16 protein-coding genes and 1 pseudogene are annotated in these 17,982 nt (G+C 51.9%); 5 read left to right on the top strand and 12 right to left on the bottom strand.

Translation table 11 applies throughout. The features are described from left to right. Positions 1–251: 251 nt before the first annotated feature. Entirely contained in the window at positions 252–1,076 is an 825-nt protein-coding gene (gene iclR, locus OQV04_RS19315; protein ID WP_000226403.1) for a glyoxylate bypass operon transcriptional repressor IclR, read from the bottom strand. 199 nt (positions 1,077–1,275) lie between these two features. Here iclR and metH point away from each other — a divergent pair, with 199 nt between their 5' ends. Together metH and OQV04_RS19305 are read left to right on the top strand one after the other, a co-directional pair. Beyond that, positions 1,276–4,959 (top strand): methionine synthase, encoded by a 3,684-nt coding sequence (gene metH / locus OQV04_RS19310; protein WP_000096041.1) that lies wholly within the window; start codon positions 1,276–1,278, stop codon positions 4,957–4,959. Positions 4,960–5,178: 219 nt separating this feature from the next. Then, positions 5,179–6,810 (top strand): Na/Pi cotransporter family protein, encoded by a 1,632-nt coding sequence (locus OQV04_RS19305; RefSeq protein ID WP_000956830.1) that lies wholly within the window; start codon positions 5,179–5,181, stop codon positions 6,808–6,810. A gap of 89 nt (positions 6,811–6,899) precedes the next feature. On the opposite strand, the gene pepE is transcribed toward OQV04_RS19305, so the two are convergent. The 8 genes from pepE to OQV04_RS19265 form a co-directional block, all read right to left on the bottom strand. Then, positions 6,900–7,589 (bottom strand): dipeptidase PepE, encoded by a 690-nt coding sequence (gene pepE / locus OQV04_RS19300; RefSeq protein WP_000421772.1) that lies wholly within the window; start codon positions 7,587–7,589, stop codon positions 6,900–6,902. A gap of 381 nt (positions 7,590–7,970) precedes the next feature. Next, entirely contained in the window at positions 7,971–9,200 is a 1,230-nt protein-coding gene (sorE, locus tag OQV04_RS19295; protein WP_032281980.1) for an L-sorbose 1-phosphate reductase, read from the bottom strand. A gap of 51 nt (positions 9,201–9,251) precedes the next feature. Next, on the bottom strand, positions 9,252–10,076 hold the full coding sequence (locus OQV04_RS19290; RefSeq protein WP_000437902.1) for a PTS system mannose/fructose/sorbose family transporter subunit IID: 825 nt from the start codon (positions 10,074–10,076) through the stop codon (positions 9,252–9,254). A gap of 10 nt (positions 10,077–10,086) precedes the next feature. After that, positions 10,087–10,884, bottom strand: coding sequence for a PTS mannose/fructose/sorbose transporter subunit IIC (locus tag OQV04_RS19285; RefSeq protein WP_000406317.1), 798 nt, complete (start codon positions 10,882–10,884; stop codon positions 10,087–10,089). Positions 10,885–10,949: 65 nt separating this feature from the next. Continuing rightward, positions 10,950–11,444 (bottom strand): PTS system mannose/fructose/N-acetylgalactosamine-transporter subunit IIB, encoded by a 495-nt coding sequence (locus tag OQV04_RS19280; protein ID WP_001027844.1) that lies wholly within the window; start codon positions 11,442–11,444, stop codon positions 10,950–10,952. Then, positions 11,444–11,851 (bottom strand): mannose/fructose/sorbose PTS transporter subunit IIA, encoded by a 408-nt coding sequence (locus OQV04_RS19275; RefSeq protein ID WP_032281981.1) that lies wholly within the window; start codon positions 11,849–11,851, stop codon positions 11,444–11,446. The genes OQV04_RS19280 and OQV04_RS19275 overlap by 1 nt, the downstream gene beginning before the upstream one ends. A gap of 9 nt (positions 11,852–11,860) precedes the next feature. Then, on the bottom strand, positions 11,861–12,667 hold the full coding sequence (locus OQV04_RS19270) for an SDR family oxidoreductase (RefSeq protein WP_247806788.1): 807 nt from the start codon (positions 12,665–12,667) through the stop codon (positions 11,861–11,863). Between the two features lie 69 nt (positions 12,668–12,736). Beyond that, entirely contained in the window at positions 12,737–13,684 is a 948-nt protein-coding gene (locus tag OQV04_RS19265; RefSeq protein WP_001308198.1) for a sugar-binding transcriptional regulator, read from the bottom strand. A 347-nt stretch (positions 13,685–14,031) separates the two neighbouring features. Between OQV04_RS19265 and rluF the strand changes: the two genes are divergently transcribed. Further along, the gene (rluF, locus tag OQV04_RS19260) at positions 14,032–14,904 is read left to right on the top strand and encodes a 23S rRNA pseudouridine(2604) synthase RluF (protein ID WP_000936361.1); all 873 of its coding nucleotides are present in this window, start codon (positions 14,032–14,034) and stop codon (positions 14,902–14,904) included. Here rluF and OQV04_RS19255 read toward each other — a convergent pair whose 3' ends face one another. Further along, positions 14,905–15,177, bottom strand: a complete 273-nt coding sequence (locus tag OQV04_RS19255; protein WP_001207634.1) for a DUF3811 domain-containing protein — start codon at positions 15,175–15,177, stop codon at positions 14,905–14,907. It lies immediately after the preceding gene. A gap of 527 nt (positions 15,178–15,704) precedes the next feature. Between OQV04_RS19255 and OQV04_RS19250 the strand changes: the two genes are divergently transcribed. Continuing rightward, positions 15,705–16,832 (top strand): slipin family protein, encoded by a 1,128-nt coding sequence (locus tag OQV04_RS19250; RefSeq protein ID WP_021578194.1) that lies wholly within the window; start codon positions 15,705–15,707, stop codon positions 16,830–16,832. Positions 16,833–16,837: 5 nt separating this feature from the next. Continuing rightward, a complete protein-coding gene (locus OQV04_RS19245) occupies positions 16,838–17,629 on the top strand; it encodes a nucleotidyltransferase domain-containing protein (protein ID WP_032151409.1) in 792 nt (263 codons plus the stop codon). Between the two features lie 32 nt (positions 17,630–17,661). Here the strand turns inward: OQV04_RS19245 and OQV04_RS19240 are convergent. Then, positions 17,662–17,910: pseudogene (locus tag OQV04_RS19240) on the bottom strand (zeta toxin family protein); the annotation flags it as partial. Between the two features lie 11 nt (positions 17,911–17,921). Continuing rightward, on the bottom strand, positions 17,922–17,982 hold a 61-nt coding region (locus tag OQV04_RS25165), incomplete at its 5' end, for an IS1 family transposase (protein ID WP_071528444.1).

Genomic DNA, 17,982 nt, shown 5'->3' with positions numbered 1-17,982 from the left:
TGATAACAAGTAAAGAAATATCATAAATCGCTCAATCTCATAATGCAGCCGTAAAAGTTTCGGTGGAATGAGATCTTGCGATTTTGTTAATAATTAAGTGGTTTGATGTTTAAAAATAATGCTGAGTTAATAAAAGTGTGTGAAGTGTATGACAATAAGTTATTTTGGCGTCAATGCGATTAACAGACACCCTTATTCTATTGCCACTCAGGTATGACGGGCAGAATATTGCCTCTGCCCGCCAGAAAAAGTCAGCGCATTCCACCGTACGCCAGCGTCACTTCCTTCGCCGCTTTAATCACCATCGCGCCAAACTCGGTCACGCGGTCATCGGTAATACGTGAAATCGGTCCGGAAATAGAAATTGCGGCAAACGGTTCACGGTGCTCATCGAAAATACACGCTGCAAGGCAACGTAGCCCCAGCGCATGTTCCTCATCGTCAAATGAATAACCCCGTTTGCGCGTTTGGGCGAGATCTTCTTTTAAATGCACAGGCGACACCAGCGTTGCGTGGGTATAGGCATGTAACCCTTTGCGGTGCAGCAGCTTCGTCACCTGTTCTTCGCTCAGTTGGGCTAAAAAGGCTTTACCCGCACCGGAAGCGTGCATCGGCAATTTACCGCCGATAGGCGCGGACATTCGCATCAGGTGGGTACACTGTACCTGGTCGATAATAATCGCTTCGTGATCGCTTTGATCAAGCACCGCCATATTGACCGTTTCGCCAGACTCTTCCATTAGATTGCGCAGGATAGGGTGAACAATTGCTAACAAATTACGGCTCTGGAGAAAGCTGCTGCCGACCATAAAGGCATGTGCGCCGATTGCCCAGTGTCCCAGTTCGCCAACCTGACGCACGAAACCCTGCTGTTGCATCGTGGTTAGCAGGCGGTGGGTCGTGGAATTGGGTAACCCGGCTTGTTGCGCCAGCTCTGTGAGTGCCACACTGCCATTGGATTCGGCAATCCACTCCAGTAATTTCAGGCCACGCGTTAAAGACTGAACCTGTCCAGTCGCTGGTGCGGTGGCAACGGCGGGTTTTCTGCCGCGTTTCGCGGGAATGGGTGCGACCATGACAGTCTCCTTTTTCTGTATCGTGGAAATCATTTTCATTTTTATTGTTAGCTAATGCAATAGTTGCTGAACTGATCCGATGAGTTAATGTTGAACAAATCTCATGTTGCGTGGTGGTCGCTTTTACCACAGATGCGTTTATGCCAGTATGGTTTGTTGAATTTTTATTAAATCTGGGTTGAGCGTGTCGGGAGCAAGTGTGAGCAGCAAAGTGGAACAACTGCGTGCGCAGTTAAATGAACGTATTCTGGTGCTGGACGGCGGTATGGGCACCATGATCCAGAGCTATCGACTGAACGAAGCCGATTTTCGTGGTGAACGCTTTGCCGACTGGCCATGCGACCTCAAAGGCAACAACGACCTGCTGGTGCTCAGCAAACCGGAAGTGATCGCCGCTATCCACAACGCCTACTTTGAAGCGGGCGCGGATATCATCGAAACCAACACCTTCAACTCCACGACCATTGCGATGGCGGATTACCAGATGGAATCCCTGTCGGCGGAAATCAACTTTGCGGCGGCGAAACTGGCGCGCGCCTGTGCTGATGAGTGGACCGCGCGCACGCCAGAGAAACCGCGCTACGTTGCCGGTGTTCTCGGCCCGACCAACCGCACGGCGTCTATTTCTCCGGACGTCAACGATCCGGCATTCCGCAACATCACTTTTGACCAGCTGGTGGCGGCCTATCGCGAATCCACCAAAGCGCTGGTGGAAGGTGGTGCGGATCTGATCCTGATTGAAACCGTTTTCGACACCCTTAACGCCAAAGCGGCGGTTTTTGCGGTGAAAACGGAGTTTGAAGCGCTGGGCGTTGAGCTGCCGATTATGATCTCCGGCACCATCACCGACGCCTCCGGGCGCACGCTCTCCGGGCAGACCACCGAAGCATTTTACAACTCATTGCGCCACGCCGAAGCGCTGACCTTTGGCCTGAACTGTGCGCTGGGGCCAGATGAACTGCGCCAGTACGTGCAGGAGCTGTCACGGATTGCGGAATGCTACGTCACCGCGCACCCGAACGCCGGGCTACCCAACGCCTTTGGTGAGTACGATCTCGACGCCGACACGATGGCAAAACAGATACGTGAATGGGCGCAAGCGGGTTTTCTCAATATCGTCGGCGGCTGCTGTGGCACCACGCCACAACATATTGCAGCGATGAGTCGTGCAGTAGAAGGATTAGCGCCGCGCAAACTGCCTGAAATTCCCGTAGCCTGCCGTTTGTCCGGCCTGGAGCCGCTGAACATTGGCGACGACAGCCTGTTTGTGAACGTCGGCGAGCGGACTAACGTCACCGGTTCCGCTAAGTTCAAGCGCCTGATCAAAGAAGAGAAATACAGCGAGGCGCTGGATGTGGCCCGCCAGCAGGTGGAAAACGGTGCGCAGATTATCGATATCAACATGGATGAAGGGATGCTCGATGCCGAAGCGGCGATGGTGCGTTTTCTCAATCTGATTGCCGGTGAACCGGATATCGCTCGCGTGCCGATTATGATCGACTCCTCAAAATGGGATGTCATTGAAAAAGGTCTGAAGTGTATCCAGGGCAAAGGCATTGTTAACTCTATCTCGATGAAAGAGGGCGTCGATGCCTTTATCCATCACGCGAAATTGTTGCGTCGTTACGGTGCGGCCGTGGTGGTAATGGCCTTTGACGAACAGGGACAGGCCGATACCCGCGCACGGAAAATCGAGATTTGCCGTCGGGCGTACAAAATCCTCACCGAAGAGGTTGGCTTCCCGCCAGAAGATATCATCTTCGACCCGAACATCTTCGCGGTCGCCACCGGCATTGAAGAGCACAACAACTATGCGCAGGACTTTATCGGCGCGTGTGAAGACATCAAACGCGAACTGCCGCACGCGCTGATTTCCGGCGGCGTCTCCAACGTCTCGTTCTCGTTCCGTGGTAACGATCCGGTGCGCGAAGCTATTCACGCGGTGTTCCTCTACTACGCTATTCGCAATGGCATGGATATGGGGATCGTCAACGCCGGGCAACTGGCGATTTACGACGACCTGCCCGCTGAACTGCGCGACGCGGTGGAAGATGTGATTCTTAATCGTCGCGATGATGGCACTGAGCGTTTACTGGAGCTTGCCGAGAAATATCGCGGCAGCAAAACCGACGACACCGCTAACGCCCAGCAGGCGGAGTGGCGCTCGTGGGAAGTGAATAAACGTCTGGAATACTCGCTGGTCAAAGGCATTACTGAGTTTATCGAGCAGGATACCGAAGAAGCCCGCCAGCAGGCTACGCGCCCGATTGAAGTGATTGAAGGCCCGTTGATGGACGGCATGAACGTGGTCGGCGATCTGTTTGGCGAAGGGAAAATGTTCCTGCCACAGGTGGTCAAATCGGCGCGCGTCATGAAACAGGCGGTGGCGTATCTCGAACCGTTTATTGAAGCCAGCAAAGAGCAGGGCAAAACCAACGGCAAGATGGTGATCGCCACCGTGAAGGGCGACGTCCACGATATCGGTAAAAATATCGTTGGCGTGGTGCTGCAATGTAACAACTACGAAATTGTCGATCTCGGCGTGATGGTGCCTGCGGAAAAAATTCTCCGTACTGCTAAAGAAGTGAATGCTGATTTGATTGGCCTTTCGGGGCTTATCACGCCGTCGCTGGACGAGATGGTTAACGTGGCGAAAGAGATGGAGCGTCAGGGCTTCACCATTCCGCTATTGATTGGCGGCGCGACCACCTCAAAAGCGCACACGGCGGTGAAAATTGAGCAGAACTACAGCGGCCCGACGGTGTATGTGCAGAATGCCTCGCGCACCGTTGGCGTGGTGGCGGCGCTGCTTTCTGACACTCAGCGCGATGATTTTGTCGCTCGTACCCGCAAGGAGTACGAAACCGTACGTATTCAGCACGGGCGCAAGAAACCGCGCACACCACCGGTCACGCTGGAAGCGGCGCGCGATAACGACTTCGCTTTTGACTGGCAGGCTTACACGCCGCCGGTGGCGCACCGTCTCGGCGTGCAGGAAGTTGAAGCCAGCATCGAAACTCTGCGTAATTACATCGACTGGACACCGTTCTTTATGACCTGGTCGCTGGCCGGGAAGTATCCGCGCATTCTGGAAGATGAAGTGGTGGGCGTTGAGGCGCAGCGGCTGTTTAAAGACGCCAACGACATGCTGGATAAATTAAGCGCCGAGAAAACGCTGAATCCGCGTGGCGTGGTGGGCCTGTTCCCGGCAAACCGTGTGGGCGATGACATTGAAATCTACCGTGACGAAACGCGCACCCATGTGATCAACGTCAGCCACCATCTGCGTCAACAGACCGAAAAAACGGGATTCGCTAACTACTGTCTCGCTGACTTCGTTGCGCCGAAGCTTTCTGGTAAAGCAGATTACATCGGCGCATTTGCCGTGACTGGCGGGCTGGAAGAGGACGCACTGGCTGATGCCTTTGAAGCGCAGCACGATGATTACAACAAAATCATGGTGAAAGCGCTTGCCGACCGTTTAGCCGAAGCCTTTGCGGAGTATCTCCATGAGCGTGTGCGTAAAGTCTACTGGGGCTATGCGCCGAACGAGAACCTCAGCAACGAAGAGCTGATCCGCGAAAACTACCAGGGTATCCGTCCGGCACCGGGCTATCCGGCCTGCCCGGAACATACGGAAAAAGCCACCATCTGGGAGCTGCTGGAAGTGGAAAAACATACCGGCATGAAACTCACAGAATCTTTCGCCATGTGGCCCGGTGCATCGGTTTCGGGTTGGTATTTCAGCCACCCGGACAGCAAGTACTACGCGGTGGCGCAAATTCAGCGCGATCAGGTTGAAGACTATGCCCGCCGTAAAGGTATGAGCGTCTCAGATGTTGAGCGCTGGCTGGCACCGAATCTGGGGTATGACGCGGACTGATTCACAAATCTGTCACTTTTCCTTACAACAAACAGGGCGCTCAATGAGTGCCCTGTCTCTTTATTAATATGAAACACTTATACTGGAAACAGGCTGGAATAATCTTAGCCGGAAAAACGAATGTCAAAAGGCACAGTAAAGATGCCAGTCAGCGTGTTTCCGGTCCTTTGGTCATTCAATTGCTTCAGGAACATATAACGATAAGGAGAACCTGAACTCGTGTTAACGCTGCTTCACCTGCTTTCTGCCGTCGCCCTGCTGGTCTGGGGGACTCATATTGTTCGAACCGGCGTAATGCGCGTCTTCGGCGCGCGTTTGCGTACTGTCCTTAGCCGGAGCGTCGAAAAAAAGCCGCTCGCCTTTTGCGCGGGGATCGGCGTTACCGCACTGGTGCAGAGCAGTAATGCCACCACCATGCTGGTGACCTCGTTTGTCGCTCAGGATCTGGTAGCCCTCGCACCGGCTCTGGTGATTGTGCTGGGTGCAGATGTCGGGACGGCGCTAATGGCGCGTATTCTCACCTTCGACTTATCCTGGCTGTCACCGTTACTTATTTTTATCGGCGTGATTTTTTTCCTCGGACGCAAACAGTCACGCGCCGGGCAACTGGGCCGCGTCGGTATTGGTCTTGGGCTGATTTTGCTGGCGCTGGAGTTGATTGTGCAGGCCGTAACGCCGATCACCCAGGCAAACGGCGTTCAGGTAATCTTTGCCTCGCTGACCGGCGATATTCTGCTGGATGCGCTGATTGGCGCGATGTTCGCCATTATCAGCTACTCCAGCCTTGCTGCTGTACTGCTGACTGCGACTCTGACCGCCGCAGGCATTATCTCCTTCCCCGTGGCGCTCTGTCTGGTGATTGGTGCTAACCTCGGTTCCGGCCTGCTGGCGATGCTCAACAACAGTGCCGCCAATGCCGCAGCCCGCCGTGTCGCGCTGGGTAGTTTGCTGTTTAAGCTGGTGGGTAGCCTGATTATCCTGCCGTTTGTCCATTTGCTGGCAGAGACAATGGGGAAGTTGTCATTGCCAAAAGCGGAACTGGTGATCTATTTCCACGTCTTCTACAACCTTGTACGTTGCCTGGTCATGCTGCCATTTGTTGACCCGATGGCACGGTTTTGCAAAACGATTATTCGCGATGAACCGGAACTGGATACCCAGCTACGGCCCAAACATCTGGATGTCAGCGCGCTGGATACGCCCACGCTTGCTCTGGCGAACGCCGCGCGCGAAACCCTGCGCATTGGCGACGCCATGGAACAGATGATGGAAGGGCTGAATAAAGTGATGCACGGCGAGCCACGGCAGGAGAAAGAGCTGCGTAAGCTGGCAGATGATATCAACGTTCTCTATACCGCCATTAAGCTGTATCTGGCGCGGATGCCAAAAGAAGAGCTGGCGGAGGAAGAGTCGCGCCGCTGGGCGGAGATCATCGAAATGTCGCTCAACCTTGAACAGGCCTCCGATATCGTCGAGCGCATGGGGAGCGAAATTGCCGATAAATCGCTGGCAGCACGGCGGGCATTTTCGCTTGATGGCTTGAAGGAACTGGATGCGCTCTATGAGCAATTGCTCAGTAATTTAAAACTGGCAATGTCGGTTTTCTTCTCTGGTGATGTTACCAGCGCCCGTCGTTTGCGCCGCAGCAAGCATCGCTTTCGCATTCTTAATCGCCGCTATTCCCACGCCCACGTCGATCGCCTGCATCAGCAAAACGTGCAGAGCATTGAAACCAGTTCGCTACATTTAGGCTTACTGGGAGATATGCAGCGTCTGAACTCGCTGTTTTGTTCGGTGGCTTACAGTGTGCTGGAACAGCCGGATGAAGATGAAGGACGGGACGAGTATTAATACCGTGACCCTGTAGGCCTGATAAGACGCGTAAAGCGTCGCATCAGGCACTATGAACAAGATGCCGGATCATGCATCCGGCAATTCACTTAAAAACGGTGACCCGCTTCCAGCGGAACCGCTTCTTCACCGGCCTTAAACACATAGGTGGTGTTCGGGCCACCCAGCGTTGCGTGACCTTTACTCACTGTGATCCAGTTACCTTCCGGTAGACCAATAATCGTCAGTTCTGGCGCGACGACCAGCAGTTCGCGAATACGCTGTTCACGGGTTTCACCTTTATGGCCTTCCGGCAGCGCGTTGGTGAAGTGCGGGTTGATTTGCAACGGGAACAGATTCAGCGCATCGAAACCTTGCGGATCGACAATCGGCATATCGTTGGTGGTACGAATGGTTGGGCAAGCAAGGTTAGCGCCTGCGCTCCAGCCAATATACAGTGCGCCACGTTTAACCACGTCAGTAATTGGTGCCAGCAGCCCGCGCTCGCGGCACTGTTTCAGCAACTGGAAAGTATTACCGCCGCCGACAATCACGATCTCAGCATTTTCAATCGCGGCAACGGGATCGACAACGCTATGAATACCGGTGACAGAAACACCCAGCGGAGCGAGAACCGCAGCCGTTTTCTCTGTGTAATCATCCCAGGTCTGCGTTACGCCAGCGAAAGGGATAAACACCGCTGAGCGGCGACCCTGCAACTGTTCAGCAATTAGCGGCAGTGCATGTTCCAGCCAGGCTTTACCCGGCAGCGTCGAGTTACTCAATAAAAGCAGTTCCATTACTTCTCCGGTTAGTAAGAAATCACGGAAGGAATGCTACCACTGCGAATTTAACCACTTACTGACATGGCTCACGATGTCACGTATTGCACAGGCGCTGAGACTGATGACAAACACAGCATTGCCTGATGCGCTACGCTTACCTGGCCTACCAGATAACTGCAATATATTGAATTTTCAAAATTATGTAGGCCGAATAAGGCTTTATTCCGCATCCGGCATAAACAATGTGTACTTTGCCACCAATTTGAGCGCCCCTTAAGGCGCTGATGTTTTTTTATCCTTCTCGTGCACATTGGGCCGCTTCAGCAATCAGCCGCACATCAGGTCGCGAAGTTGCCGCGGCGACCAGCCAGCGACATGCAGAGTTAAGTAGCGCGATTAATCATGGGAAATTGCCTCTGCATGAGTGAGCAGATATTGCTCCGCCTCACCGGACCAGATCCCCTGATGACGCGCCAGAATCGCCGCCAGTGCTTGATCCTGAATCTGCGTGAGTGACGTCAGCGGCAGGTATTTCCCGGTATACACCAGCTTTTTGCCGCCGCCGACGGCAGGCAATTCAAGCGTGGTTTCGCCCGCGGCATTCAGCCCAAGAATATGTGTTACCACTTTTGCGGCCTGCACTTTTTTCTCTTCGATCAGTTTGACCGCCGCGCGCATGTCGTCGGTATTGCCGCCTGACGTGCCCACGTAGTGGGTAAATGCATAATGCACATCGTAGAAATTAATTGGCGCGCTGAAATGTTTATCCTGCGGTCCGGCGAAGAAATTCAGGCAACCATCTGTCGCCAGCAAGGAAGAGGCGAGAGTCACCAGTCCTTCATTAGGCACAAAGACGAAAATATCATCGAAGCCGTGACCGCCACTCAGCGCCATTAGCGTATCAAATGCTGCATCGGTGGCATTGAGATAATGAATCAGTGTTTGCGATTCTGATGGATAGTGCTTGCGCGCATAACTCAATTTATCGTTGTCGGTATCGGTAATGACGAGCAGCGACGGGTTAACGGGTCCATGCAGCGCATAATCAATCGCCAACAGTCCCATTGGTCCGGTGCCGCCGAGGATCAGCGTGCGCCCTTGCGGGCGAATCCCCATCGTGTGGTTATAACTACCTTCCTGAAGATGATAGTTGGCGTTGAACGCGCCAATCACGCAGGAAAGCGGTTCAACCAGCGAGCCTTCAAAATAGGTTTCGCCGTCGTATGCCAGCAGGCAATCTTGTTCCATGACCTCGTTGGGAATAACCACATGCGTGGCTTCGCCGCCTACCCACGGGAAGGAGTAGCCGGGGCAGTCCGGGCGGTCGGGGAGTTGCAGGTTGGCCTGAATCACATAACGCTGACCCGGCTGGAATTTGTGCTGCCACTTTTTACCCACGGCCAGAATATCGCCGCAAAACTCGTGGCCGATGATGATTGGGTTGGTCGCCACATCGTCGGGTACTTTTTTATGGTTTTCACCCAGGTTGGCCTCTTTCCAGGAAGAGAGGCACAGGCTGTCAGTGACCACCGTCGCGAGGATTTCTTCCTCCTGCATTTCAGGAAGGTCAAAGGTTTCCAGGCGTAAATCACGTTTACCATAAAGACGCAGAGCTGTTGTTTTCATAAACCACCTCATGTTGAGCGATGGCCCCGGCAGTCGTGCCGGGGCGAAGAATCAGGACAGGAAGCCCAGCGCATTGCCGATAATTCCTAAGCCAAACAGGGCGAAAATCAGCCATACCGGGTTAATTTTTTTGTTGAGCAGACGAACCATTAGTAGCGTCAGACCGAGCGCCAGCAAACCAGGGCAAAGTTGGTCGAGAATGTTCTGCACGGTCATGGTGACGGTGGAGCCATCGGCGGCATGCGTTTGTGAAACCACCAACGGTACGTTGATTGACGTCCATTTGGTGACCAGCACGCCCATCACAAACAGTCCGAGAATCGACGCGCCTTCGGTGAGTTTTTGCAGCACATTCCCGCCCATATCGCTGACGATATTCACCCCTTTGCGAAAGCCGAGCTGTAGGCCATACCACTTCATCGCCAGACGCACCGCGTTGAAAATAAAGAAGAACAGCAGCGGGCCGAGAATGTTGCCCGAAAGTGCCAGAGATGCGCCGAGCGCGGCGGTAATCGGGCGCAGCGTTCCCCAGACCAGTGGGTCGCCAACCCCTGCCAATGGTCCCATCAGACCGACTTTGATGCCGTTAATGGTACCGTCATCAATTTCCGCGCCGTTGGCCCGCGCCTCTTCCATGGCGGCAGTGACGCCGATGACCGGGCCACATACGGCTGGCGTGGTATTGAAGAACACCAGGTGTCGCCTGAGCGCCGCAACCTGATCCTCTTTTAATGGGTAAAGTCGCTTGATGGCGGGGATCATGTCGTAGCAAAAACCCAGCCCGTGAATACGTTCAAAGTTAAAGGACGCCTGTTGCAGGTTGGAGCGCAGAAACATGCTCACCAGATCGCTGCGTGTAATTTTTCTCTGTTCCATGATGGCTCCGTTAATCGTCAAGTTGGTCAAGGGCGGTGGAGGCGGTGGCCTGGAGTTGAGGTTCAGCTTTACGCCACTGTGGATTTAGCTGGATGTAGACCAGGGCCATGATCACGCCGACGCCACCGAACGCCAGCAGACTGAGATCGAGGTAGCCACCTGCGAGGAAACCGAGGAAAAAGAAAGGCATCAAATATTTCACGCCCATCATACGTAGCACCATGGCGTAACCGACCACCACGATAAAACCGCCAGCAATCTGTAGTCCTCGGGTCACAAATTCGGGAATGGCGTTTAACATATTGCTGACCATATCGGCGCTGACGAACAGCGAGACAATCAGTGCCGGAATAGCAACGCGCAGCGCCTGCACGCCAAGCGCGGAGACATGCAGAATATCGAGAGTGCGAAACCGCGCCTCTTCCGCTGCTTTATCCGCCGCGTGCTGGAACACTACGGTGATGGTACGGGCAAACACCGTCAGCACCTGGCCTGCCGCAGCCACAGGCAACGCGATGGCGATTCCGGTGGCGATGCTTTGCTGACCAACGATAACCAGAATGGCGGAGATTATGCTGGCGAGTGCAGAGTCCGGAGATTGCGCCGCGCCGACGTTCATCCAGCCGAGAGCTATCAATTCCAGCGTACCACCGAGTATTATTCCGGTTTTTAAATCACCGAGAATTAAACCAATCACCGTACAGGCAATTAACGGGCGATGAGTCTGAAATTCATCCAGCACGCTGCCCATTCCGGCAATACAGGAAAAAAGAAATATAGCAATAATTTGTAGGGTACTTATTTCCATGATTTGTCACCTTTTAAGTGTCGTCATCCCTGCCTGTTAAAGCATATGTACACAGGCGCTATTATTTAATTTGCGATTAACTGTTCGTTTATTTTGTCGATAATATTGATTGAGGGATCTGACGCTACGACGCGTAAATCCAATATGACGCCAAGATTATTTAACTCATGAAATGCGTTAATATCATCATCATCTAATGAAACCGCTTTGGTTAACTGTTTTTTACCGGGCCGCCAGGCCATGCCGCCAATATTCAGGGTGCCTATTTTTACCCCCTGGCGAACCATCGCTAAGGCATCCTGTGGGCGAGTGAAAAGATAAAAAACGGTTTCGTCCTGATATTGCGGGTTGTGATAAACCGCGATGGCTTTTTCAATATTGACCACGTTAACCTTCATTCCCGGTGGCGCAGCCTGACGCAATAATGTCCGGCGAACTTCATCGTTATAAACTTCGTCATTGCAGATAATAATGCGCTGGGCGTTAGCCACTTTCGACCAGACGGTAGTGACCTGACCGTGGATCAGGCGGTCATCAATGCGGGCGAGCGTAATGTTCATCAGAAATCCTCCTCTGTCGTTGCCAGTTGTTTCCAGACAACGCAGGATTGCTTTGCGATTTGCGTCAGGTGTTCACACAGTTCATCAACATTCATGCTGTCCTGGTTATCAACCAGTTCGAGGGCCAGCGGCAGAGAAAGGCCGCTGATTACCCGCAGACGAGGATTGCGCATCGCAAGCATCGCTGCCGCATTCCACGGGCTGCCGCACTGTAAATCCACGGCAATCAGCCACTCATCTTGATTGTGAATGCTTACTAACTTTTCCAGCTTTGCTACGATGTCTCCGGCGTTCTCGCCGGGCACAAATTCAACGGCTTCAACATTGGTGTTGCCGTAAACCATCTGAACCGATTCCAGCATGGCGCAAGCTAATTTGCCGTGGGCACAAAAAATGGCGTTGACCATAAAGCCTCCTTATCCGCGCGTTTTGCCGCCCGCAATGTTAGTGGTTACTCCGGTGATGTAGCTGGCGCGTTCAGACAACAGATAACAAACAAAATCAGCGACTTCTGCTAATCTTCCGGCGCGCCCAATAGGAATGGCGTTTTTGGTATAGCCTTCACGCAGCTGCTCGACGGTGATATTGCGCGTCCACGCCAGCGCCTCTTCATATTCCGGCGTGCGTAGCCCGGTTTTTTCCAGAATCCCCGGCGCGATACCGACCACACGGATACCGTGTTTACCCAGCTCTTTCGACCAGGAGCGCGTGAAGCTATTGAGCGCGGCTTTGGTAGCGGCGTAACAGCTTTGTCCTTCTGAGCCTTCCAGTCCACTTTCTGAGGAAACATTCACAATCACGCCATCATGTTGTTTGACCATCTGTCGCGCCACCGCCTGCGACATCAGAAAAACGCCTTTCTGGTTGATATTGACCATTTTTTCGAATGCAGCTTCGTTGAGTTCATACTTCCCGGCAGGCGCTTTCTCATCGACCAGCAGACGCGGGAAATTGACCCCGGCGTTATTGACCAGACCGTCGATGCGACCAAAACGCTGGATAATTTCCGCTACCGTATAATTTACCTCTTTGGCGCTGGAAATATCGGTCGGCCAAAACTGATAGCCTTTATGACCTTCATATTGTCCATCGCCACCGTGAATATCGACCATCTGTACATTCGCGCCTTGTGCTAATAATTCCTCTACAATAGCCAGACCAATACCGGATGCGCCGCCGGTGACGATAATGATTTTATCCTGCAAATTTAACCACGTTTGCATAACAGACTCCTGATTTTAGATAATAGGGACCCGCCGTAATTTTTATTACGATAATCATCGGGAAGATTTTTATTTCAGTAATAGTTCAGCTGTGCTGCTATTCGTTACCAGACAATTAATATATTTTCCACGCAGTGCACCAATAATTCCGCTGTATTTTTCTTCACTCATGGCAATGCCAATTGAATATCGTGCCTGCTTTAATTTATTCATTTCGATAGAGAGTGTTTTTTCGCTCATATTCGTTTCAACCATTGCGCCGTGAATATCAAAAAAGCGCGAGCAAATATCGCCAGCAACCTGGCGGGCATTCAGGTCGTCACTCTCTTCACCACCATAAAACGCATGCCAGTTAGCGCCGTCGCGAATGGCCGGTGAGCCAATTCCCACCAGGGCGACATCCAGATTATCCCAGTAGGCAGAGATGGTTTTAAAGTGCTGAGACTGCATGATCCCATTACGAATTAAGGGGTTATCCAGCAGAGCCGGAAAATCCGCGAGATGCGATTCCCCTTTCAGCTTCGCAGCCGCGCTGTAGGTTAATGTGTTTACGTGATAGCGGCTTTCGAGTTTACCGGACGGTCCGCCAATAATTGGTACGCAGATTAACTGCCGCGATTGCCCCGCCTGCGGCAAGTTTTCAACCAGTGCGCTCACCGCGCGACCCCAGGAAAAACCGACAATATCGCCAGGCTCCAGCAAGCGATCCAGCAGTTGCGCGCCGTGTAACCCCATCATCGCCAGTTGAGTCTCTTCATCCTCATCATTTCCCGACACCACCACAACGTCTTTCAGGCCAAACTTTTGCTTCAGTTGCTGCTCCAGCCAGAGATTTTCGTTGTAGTCATAGTTGATGGCGATGGTGACAATTCCCTGATCGCGGCCTCGTTTAAGCAAGCGGCTGATGGTGGTGCGGTAAATACCCAGTTCGCGCGCGATTTGCGCCTGCGTCATATCCTGTTCGTAATAGAGTTGGGCAATCTTCACAATCAAACGGATATCGTCACTGTTTTCCATTGCCGCCTCCTGGTTCTGCACATTTGTGCAAATACGCTTTCTCACCGCTTGATCTGATATAACCCCATCATGATGGCCTTTCAAAGCGATTTTTCACTCTTTGCATGGGGAGAAATAGCGCTTTCTCTTGCACATTTGTTTCTCTGCGCAGTAGTCATCAGCACAGGTGTGCAGCGATTCGTAATATGTTGATTATCCTTATTTTGACAGGCAAATTTGCATTGTACTTCCGGAGACACTTTTGTGATAAAAGGCGTGGCAGATCACATTTAATTTCGACGTTGCCGCATAACCCTGTTTTTCCCCGCTAAGAGGTACGGTATATTCCGCGTTTTACAGGAGAATTTATGCTGCCCGACTCATCAGTCCGTTTAAATAAATACATCAGCGAAAGCGGAATTTGCTCACGCCGCGAAGCGGATCGCTATATCGAGCAAGGCAATGTGTTCCTTAATGGCAAGCGAGCCACCATTGGCGATCAGGTGAAACCCGGCGACGTTGTGAAAGTAAACGGTCAGTTGATTGAACCTCGGGAAGCCGAAGATTTGGTACTTATCGCCCTGAACAAGCCCGTCGGTATTGTCAGCACCACCGAAGATGGCGAGCGCGATAACATTGTCGATTTTGTTAACCACAGCAAACGCGTGTTCCCGATTGGCCGCCTGGATAAAGACTCCCAGGGGCTGATTTTCCTCACCAATCACGGCGATCTGGTGAATAAGATCCTCCGTGCGGGTAACGATCATGAGAAAGAGTATCTGGTGACGGTCGATAAACCGATTACCGATGAATTTATTCGTGGTATGGGGGCGGGGGTGCCGATCCTCGGGACGGTGACTAAAAAGTGCAAAGTCAAAAAAGAAGCGCCGTTTGTCTTCCGCATTACCCTGGTGCAGGGGCTGAACCGTCAGATCCGGCGCATGTGCGAGCATTTCGGCTATGAAGTGAAAAAGCTGGAACGTACGCGCATTATGAACGTCAGCTTAAGCGGCATTCCGCTGGGAGAATGGCGCGATTTAACCGACGACGAGCTTATCGATCTCTTTAAGCTCATTGAAAATTCCTCTTCCGAGGCGAAGCCCAAAGCGAAGGCCAAACCGAAAACAGCGGGCATCAAACGTCCAGTCGTTAAGATGGAAAAAACGGCGGAAAAAGGCGGTCGCCCGGCGTCCAACGGTAAGCGTTTTACCTCGCCGGGGCGTAAAAAGAAGGGGCGCTAATCAGCGCCTGCCGCGCGTCGACGTATTTGCTGACCAGCTAAATGACGCTTCAGGATCCGGTTTATAAGCCTGCTTTTTCTTCAATTGGCGGGCTTTTTTTGCTTCAGCCTCACGCTCAACCATTAATTTATCGATGTAATCTTTCTTAATGCTGTTGGTTTCGGAGTTGGTCAGTACGCGACCATGCGCAATCCGCGCCCGATCCAGCAGTGTTTTAAGTTCACGCTGCTCGCGTTCAGTCATCTCTTTTTGGGTAATACGGGGGAGTGCCATGATGGTGCCCTCAGTGAGCCAGAGAGTTCAGTGTACGGGAATTCGTTTGCGAGCAGAACTGATAATATTCCTTTGTTCTCTTCTTAAATATTTTCTTTCTTGATAATTGACGATAAATACAGATACAAATTTAGCGAAAAAATCTCCCCCTACAAACAATAATGATTTATTAAATCTTTATTTTTCATGTAATTAAAATTTTTTATCACTTCTGGCACGTTTCTCGCAATAACACTTTTGCGTTGATACTGAATTACAAAGGGGGTTAAACCCCGTCGGCACACCAGGAACGGCCAGGCTGTTTTCCGGGCGTGTTCCGTCAGCCTTTGACGCCAATTACGGGTTCGATTCCCACATTCATTCCTGAAATGAATACTGGTTGTAACTTATTAAATAAAAAATGAGGGATTGCGCAGTCTGCGGTCCCCGATAACGTCGCCGATAAAGATGCCGGGTAACAGGCAAAAGGGAATTCCCCTGTCGCTTCGTGTCTGCTTCCGCGACGGCTATTAAGCAAGGAATAGATAATGATTAAAAAAATAAGCGTAAGAAAAGATCAGCTGGCATTACTCTCCAGAAACGGCGATTACTACAAAGTGCTGCATGCAGGCGAGCATATTTTACCCTGGTTAAATACCCCGGAAGTGTTGCTGATTACGCTGGATGGTAGCGAAGTTCCCGACGTGCTGGCGGATTATTTGCGCCGCTTTCAGCCTGATTGGGTGGAAAGATATTGCGTGGTGGCAGATTTGTCGGAGACTGAAGCTGGGGCGTTGTATATGGACGGTATTTTGTTGGAGATCCTGCCGCCATCAACGCGTCGTTTGTACTGGCGTGTAGAGGATGATTTGACGCTGGTGCGGATGAATACGCAGCAAGTCCCGGTACAAACGGAGGTGATGAATGCGGTATTACAGCCACGGCGCAAAGGAGTTGTTAAAGGCCGCGATGCGATACTGACGGTGCAGGTTCCGGCCTGGCATGTAGGCGTGCTGAAAATCGATGGTGAAACGCAGGCGCTGTTACCGCCGGGGCTTACCGCGTACTGGAAAATTAACCATCTGGTTGAAGCTGAAGTGGTTGACACCCGCTTGCAGGTACTGGAAGTCAGCGGGCAAGAAATCTTAACGAAAGATAAGGTCAATCTGCGGATTAACCTCGCGGCTAACTGGCGCTACAGCGACGTGTTATTAGCATTTAGTCAGTTAACGAAGCCGATTGATCATTTGTATCGGGAATTGCAATTTGCACTGCGTGAAGTGGTAGGTACGCGTACGCTGGATGAATTGCTGGAAGATAAACAGGTCATTGATGACGTTGTCAGCGAACAGGTGAAATCGCGCATGTTGCCATTTGGTATGGAGATTGCTTCATTAGGGGTGAAAGATATCGTCCTGCCTGGCGATATGAAAAATATCCTCGCGCAGCTGGTTGAGGCAGAGAAATCTGCGCAGGCGAATGTGATTCGCCGACGTGAAGAAACGGCAGCGACGCGCTCGTTACTGAACACCGCCAAAGTCATGGAGAACAATCCGGTAGCGTTGCGTTTAAAAGAGCTGGAAACGCTGGAGAGAGTGGCTGAGCGGATTGATAACATCTCTGTATTTGGCGGTCTGGATCAGGTTCTGCACGGGTTGGTTAATATCAAAGGGTGAGTAACATGCCATTAAATGGAGTCAGTGCTGCGATGCGCGAAAGGGTATCGCAGCAGTTAAAAGAAATTGAACGTCGCTATGGCGTGAAAGTGCTGTACGCCTGCGAATCGGGGAGTCGCGGCTGGGGATTTGCTTCGCCCGACAGCGATTACGATGTGCGGTTTTTGTATGTCCATCCGCTGGAATGGTATCTGCGGGTAGAGTCACCACGCGATGTTATCGAACTGCCCATCGACGACGAGTTAGATGTTTCCGGTTGGGAATGGCGCAAAGCGCTGGGATTGCTGAAAGGTGCGAATCCCACGCTAATTGAATGGCTGGATTCACCGGTGGTCTATCAGCAAGATGAAGAGACGATAACGGCGCTTAAGGCAATGGTCCCAACGTGGTTTTCTCCGTTGCGTGCGCGCTGGCATTACTATTCGATGGCGCAGAAAAACTTCCGCGGATATTTGCAGGGCGATGAAGTTCGACTGAAAAAATACTTTTACGTGCTGCGTCCGTTGCTGGCCGTGCGTTGGGTTGAAGCGGGAAAAGGCGTACCGCCAATGCGTTTTTCCGAATTGCTGGCGGGAAGTGAGTTGGATGCGGCCTTACGCGCAGAAATAGATGAATTACTGGAACGTAAACAGCGTGCGGGTGAAGCGGAATATGGCCCACGCCGTCCATTGCTACATGCGTTTATCCATGCGGAACTGGCGCGTGGGGAAATTCCGCCTGTGTTACCGGATAGTAGAGAAGGGGACGTTAAGAAACTGGATAGCTTACTGTACCAGACGGTAATGCGCCGGGCGTGATGCCCGGCGTTATTTCAGGTCATCAGCTTTTATTATTCTTGTGCACTTCCGCTGATTTCATTTTGTATAAGCGTTGCAATATCGCAATTGGTTGCCGCTTGTGAACTAAATATCATCTTCTCACGCGAATACACCGCAAACTTATCTGCCAGGTTTGAAGCAAACACCTTGCTGGCATTTTCTGCTAGCAAATCGGTGACGATATCATGGTGATTTTTATCCACTTTGCGGGCGATATTTCCCGCCTCTTTGTCCTTATTATACCGTTCGTTGGTGCGGTAATGACTCCAACTTATTGATAGTGTTTTATGTTCAGATAATGCCCGATGACTTTGTCATGCAGCTCCACCGAT

The sequence above is a fragment of the Escherichia sp. Lx600-2 genome, assembly GCF_036662595.1.
GTDB classification, from domain to species: Bacteria; Pseudomonadota; Gammaproteobacteria; order Enterobacterales; family Enterobacteriaceae; genus Escherichia; species Escherichia coli.
This window is presented reverse-complemented; position numbering and strand designations above follow the sequence as displayed.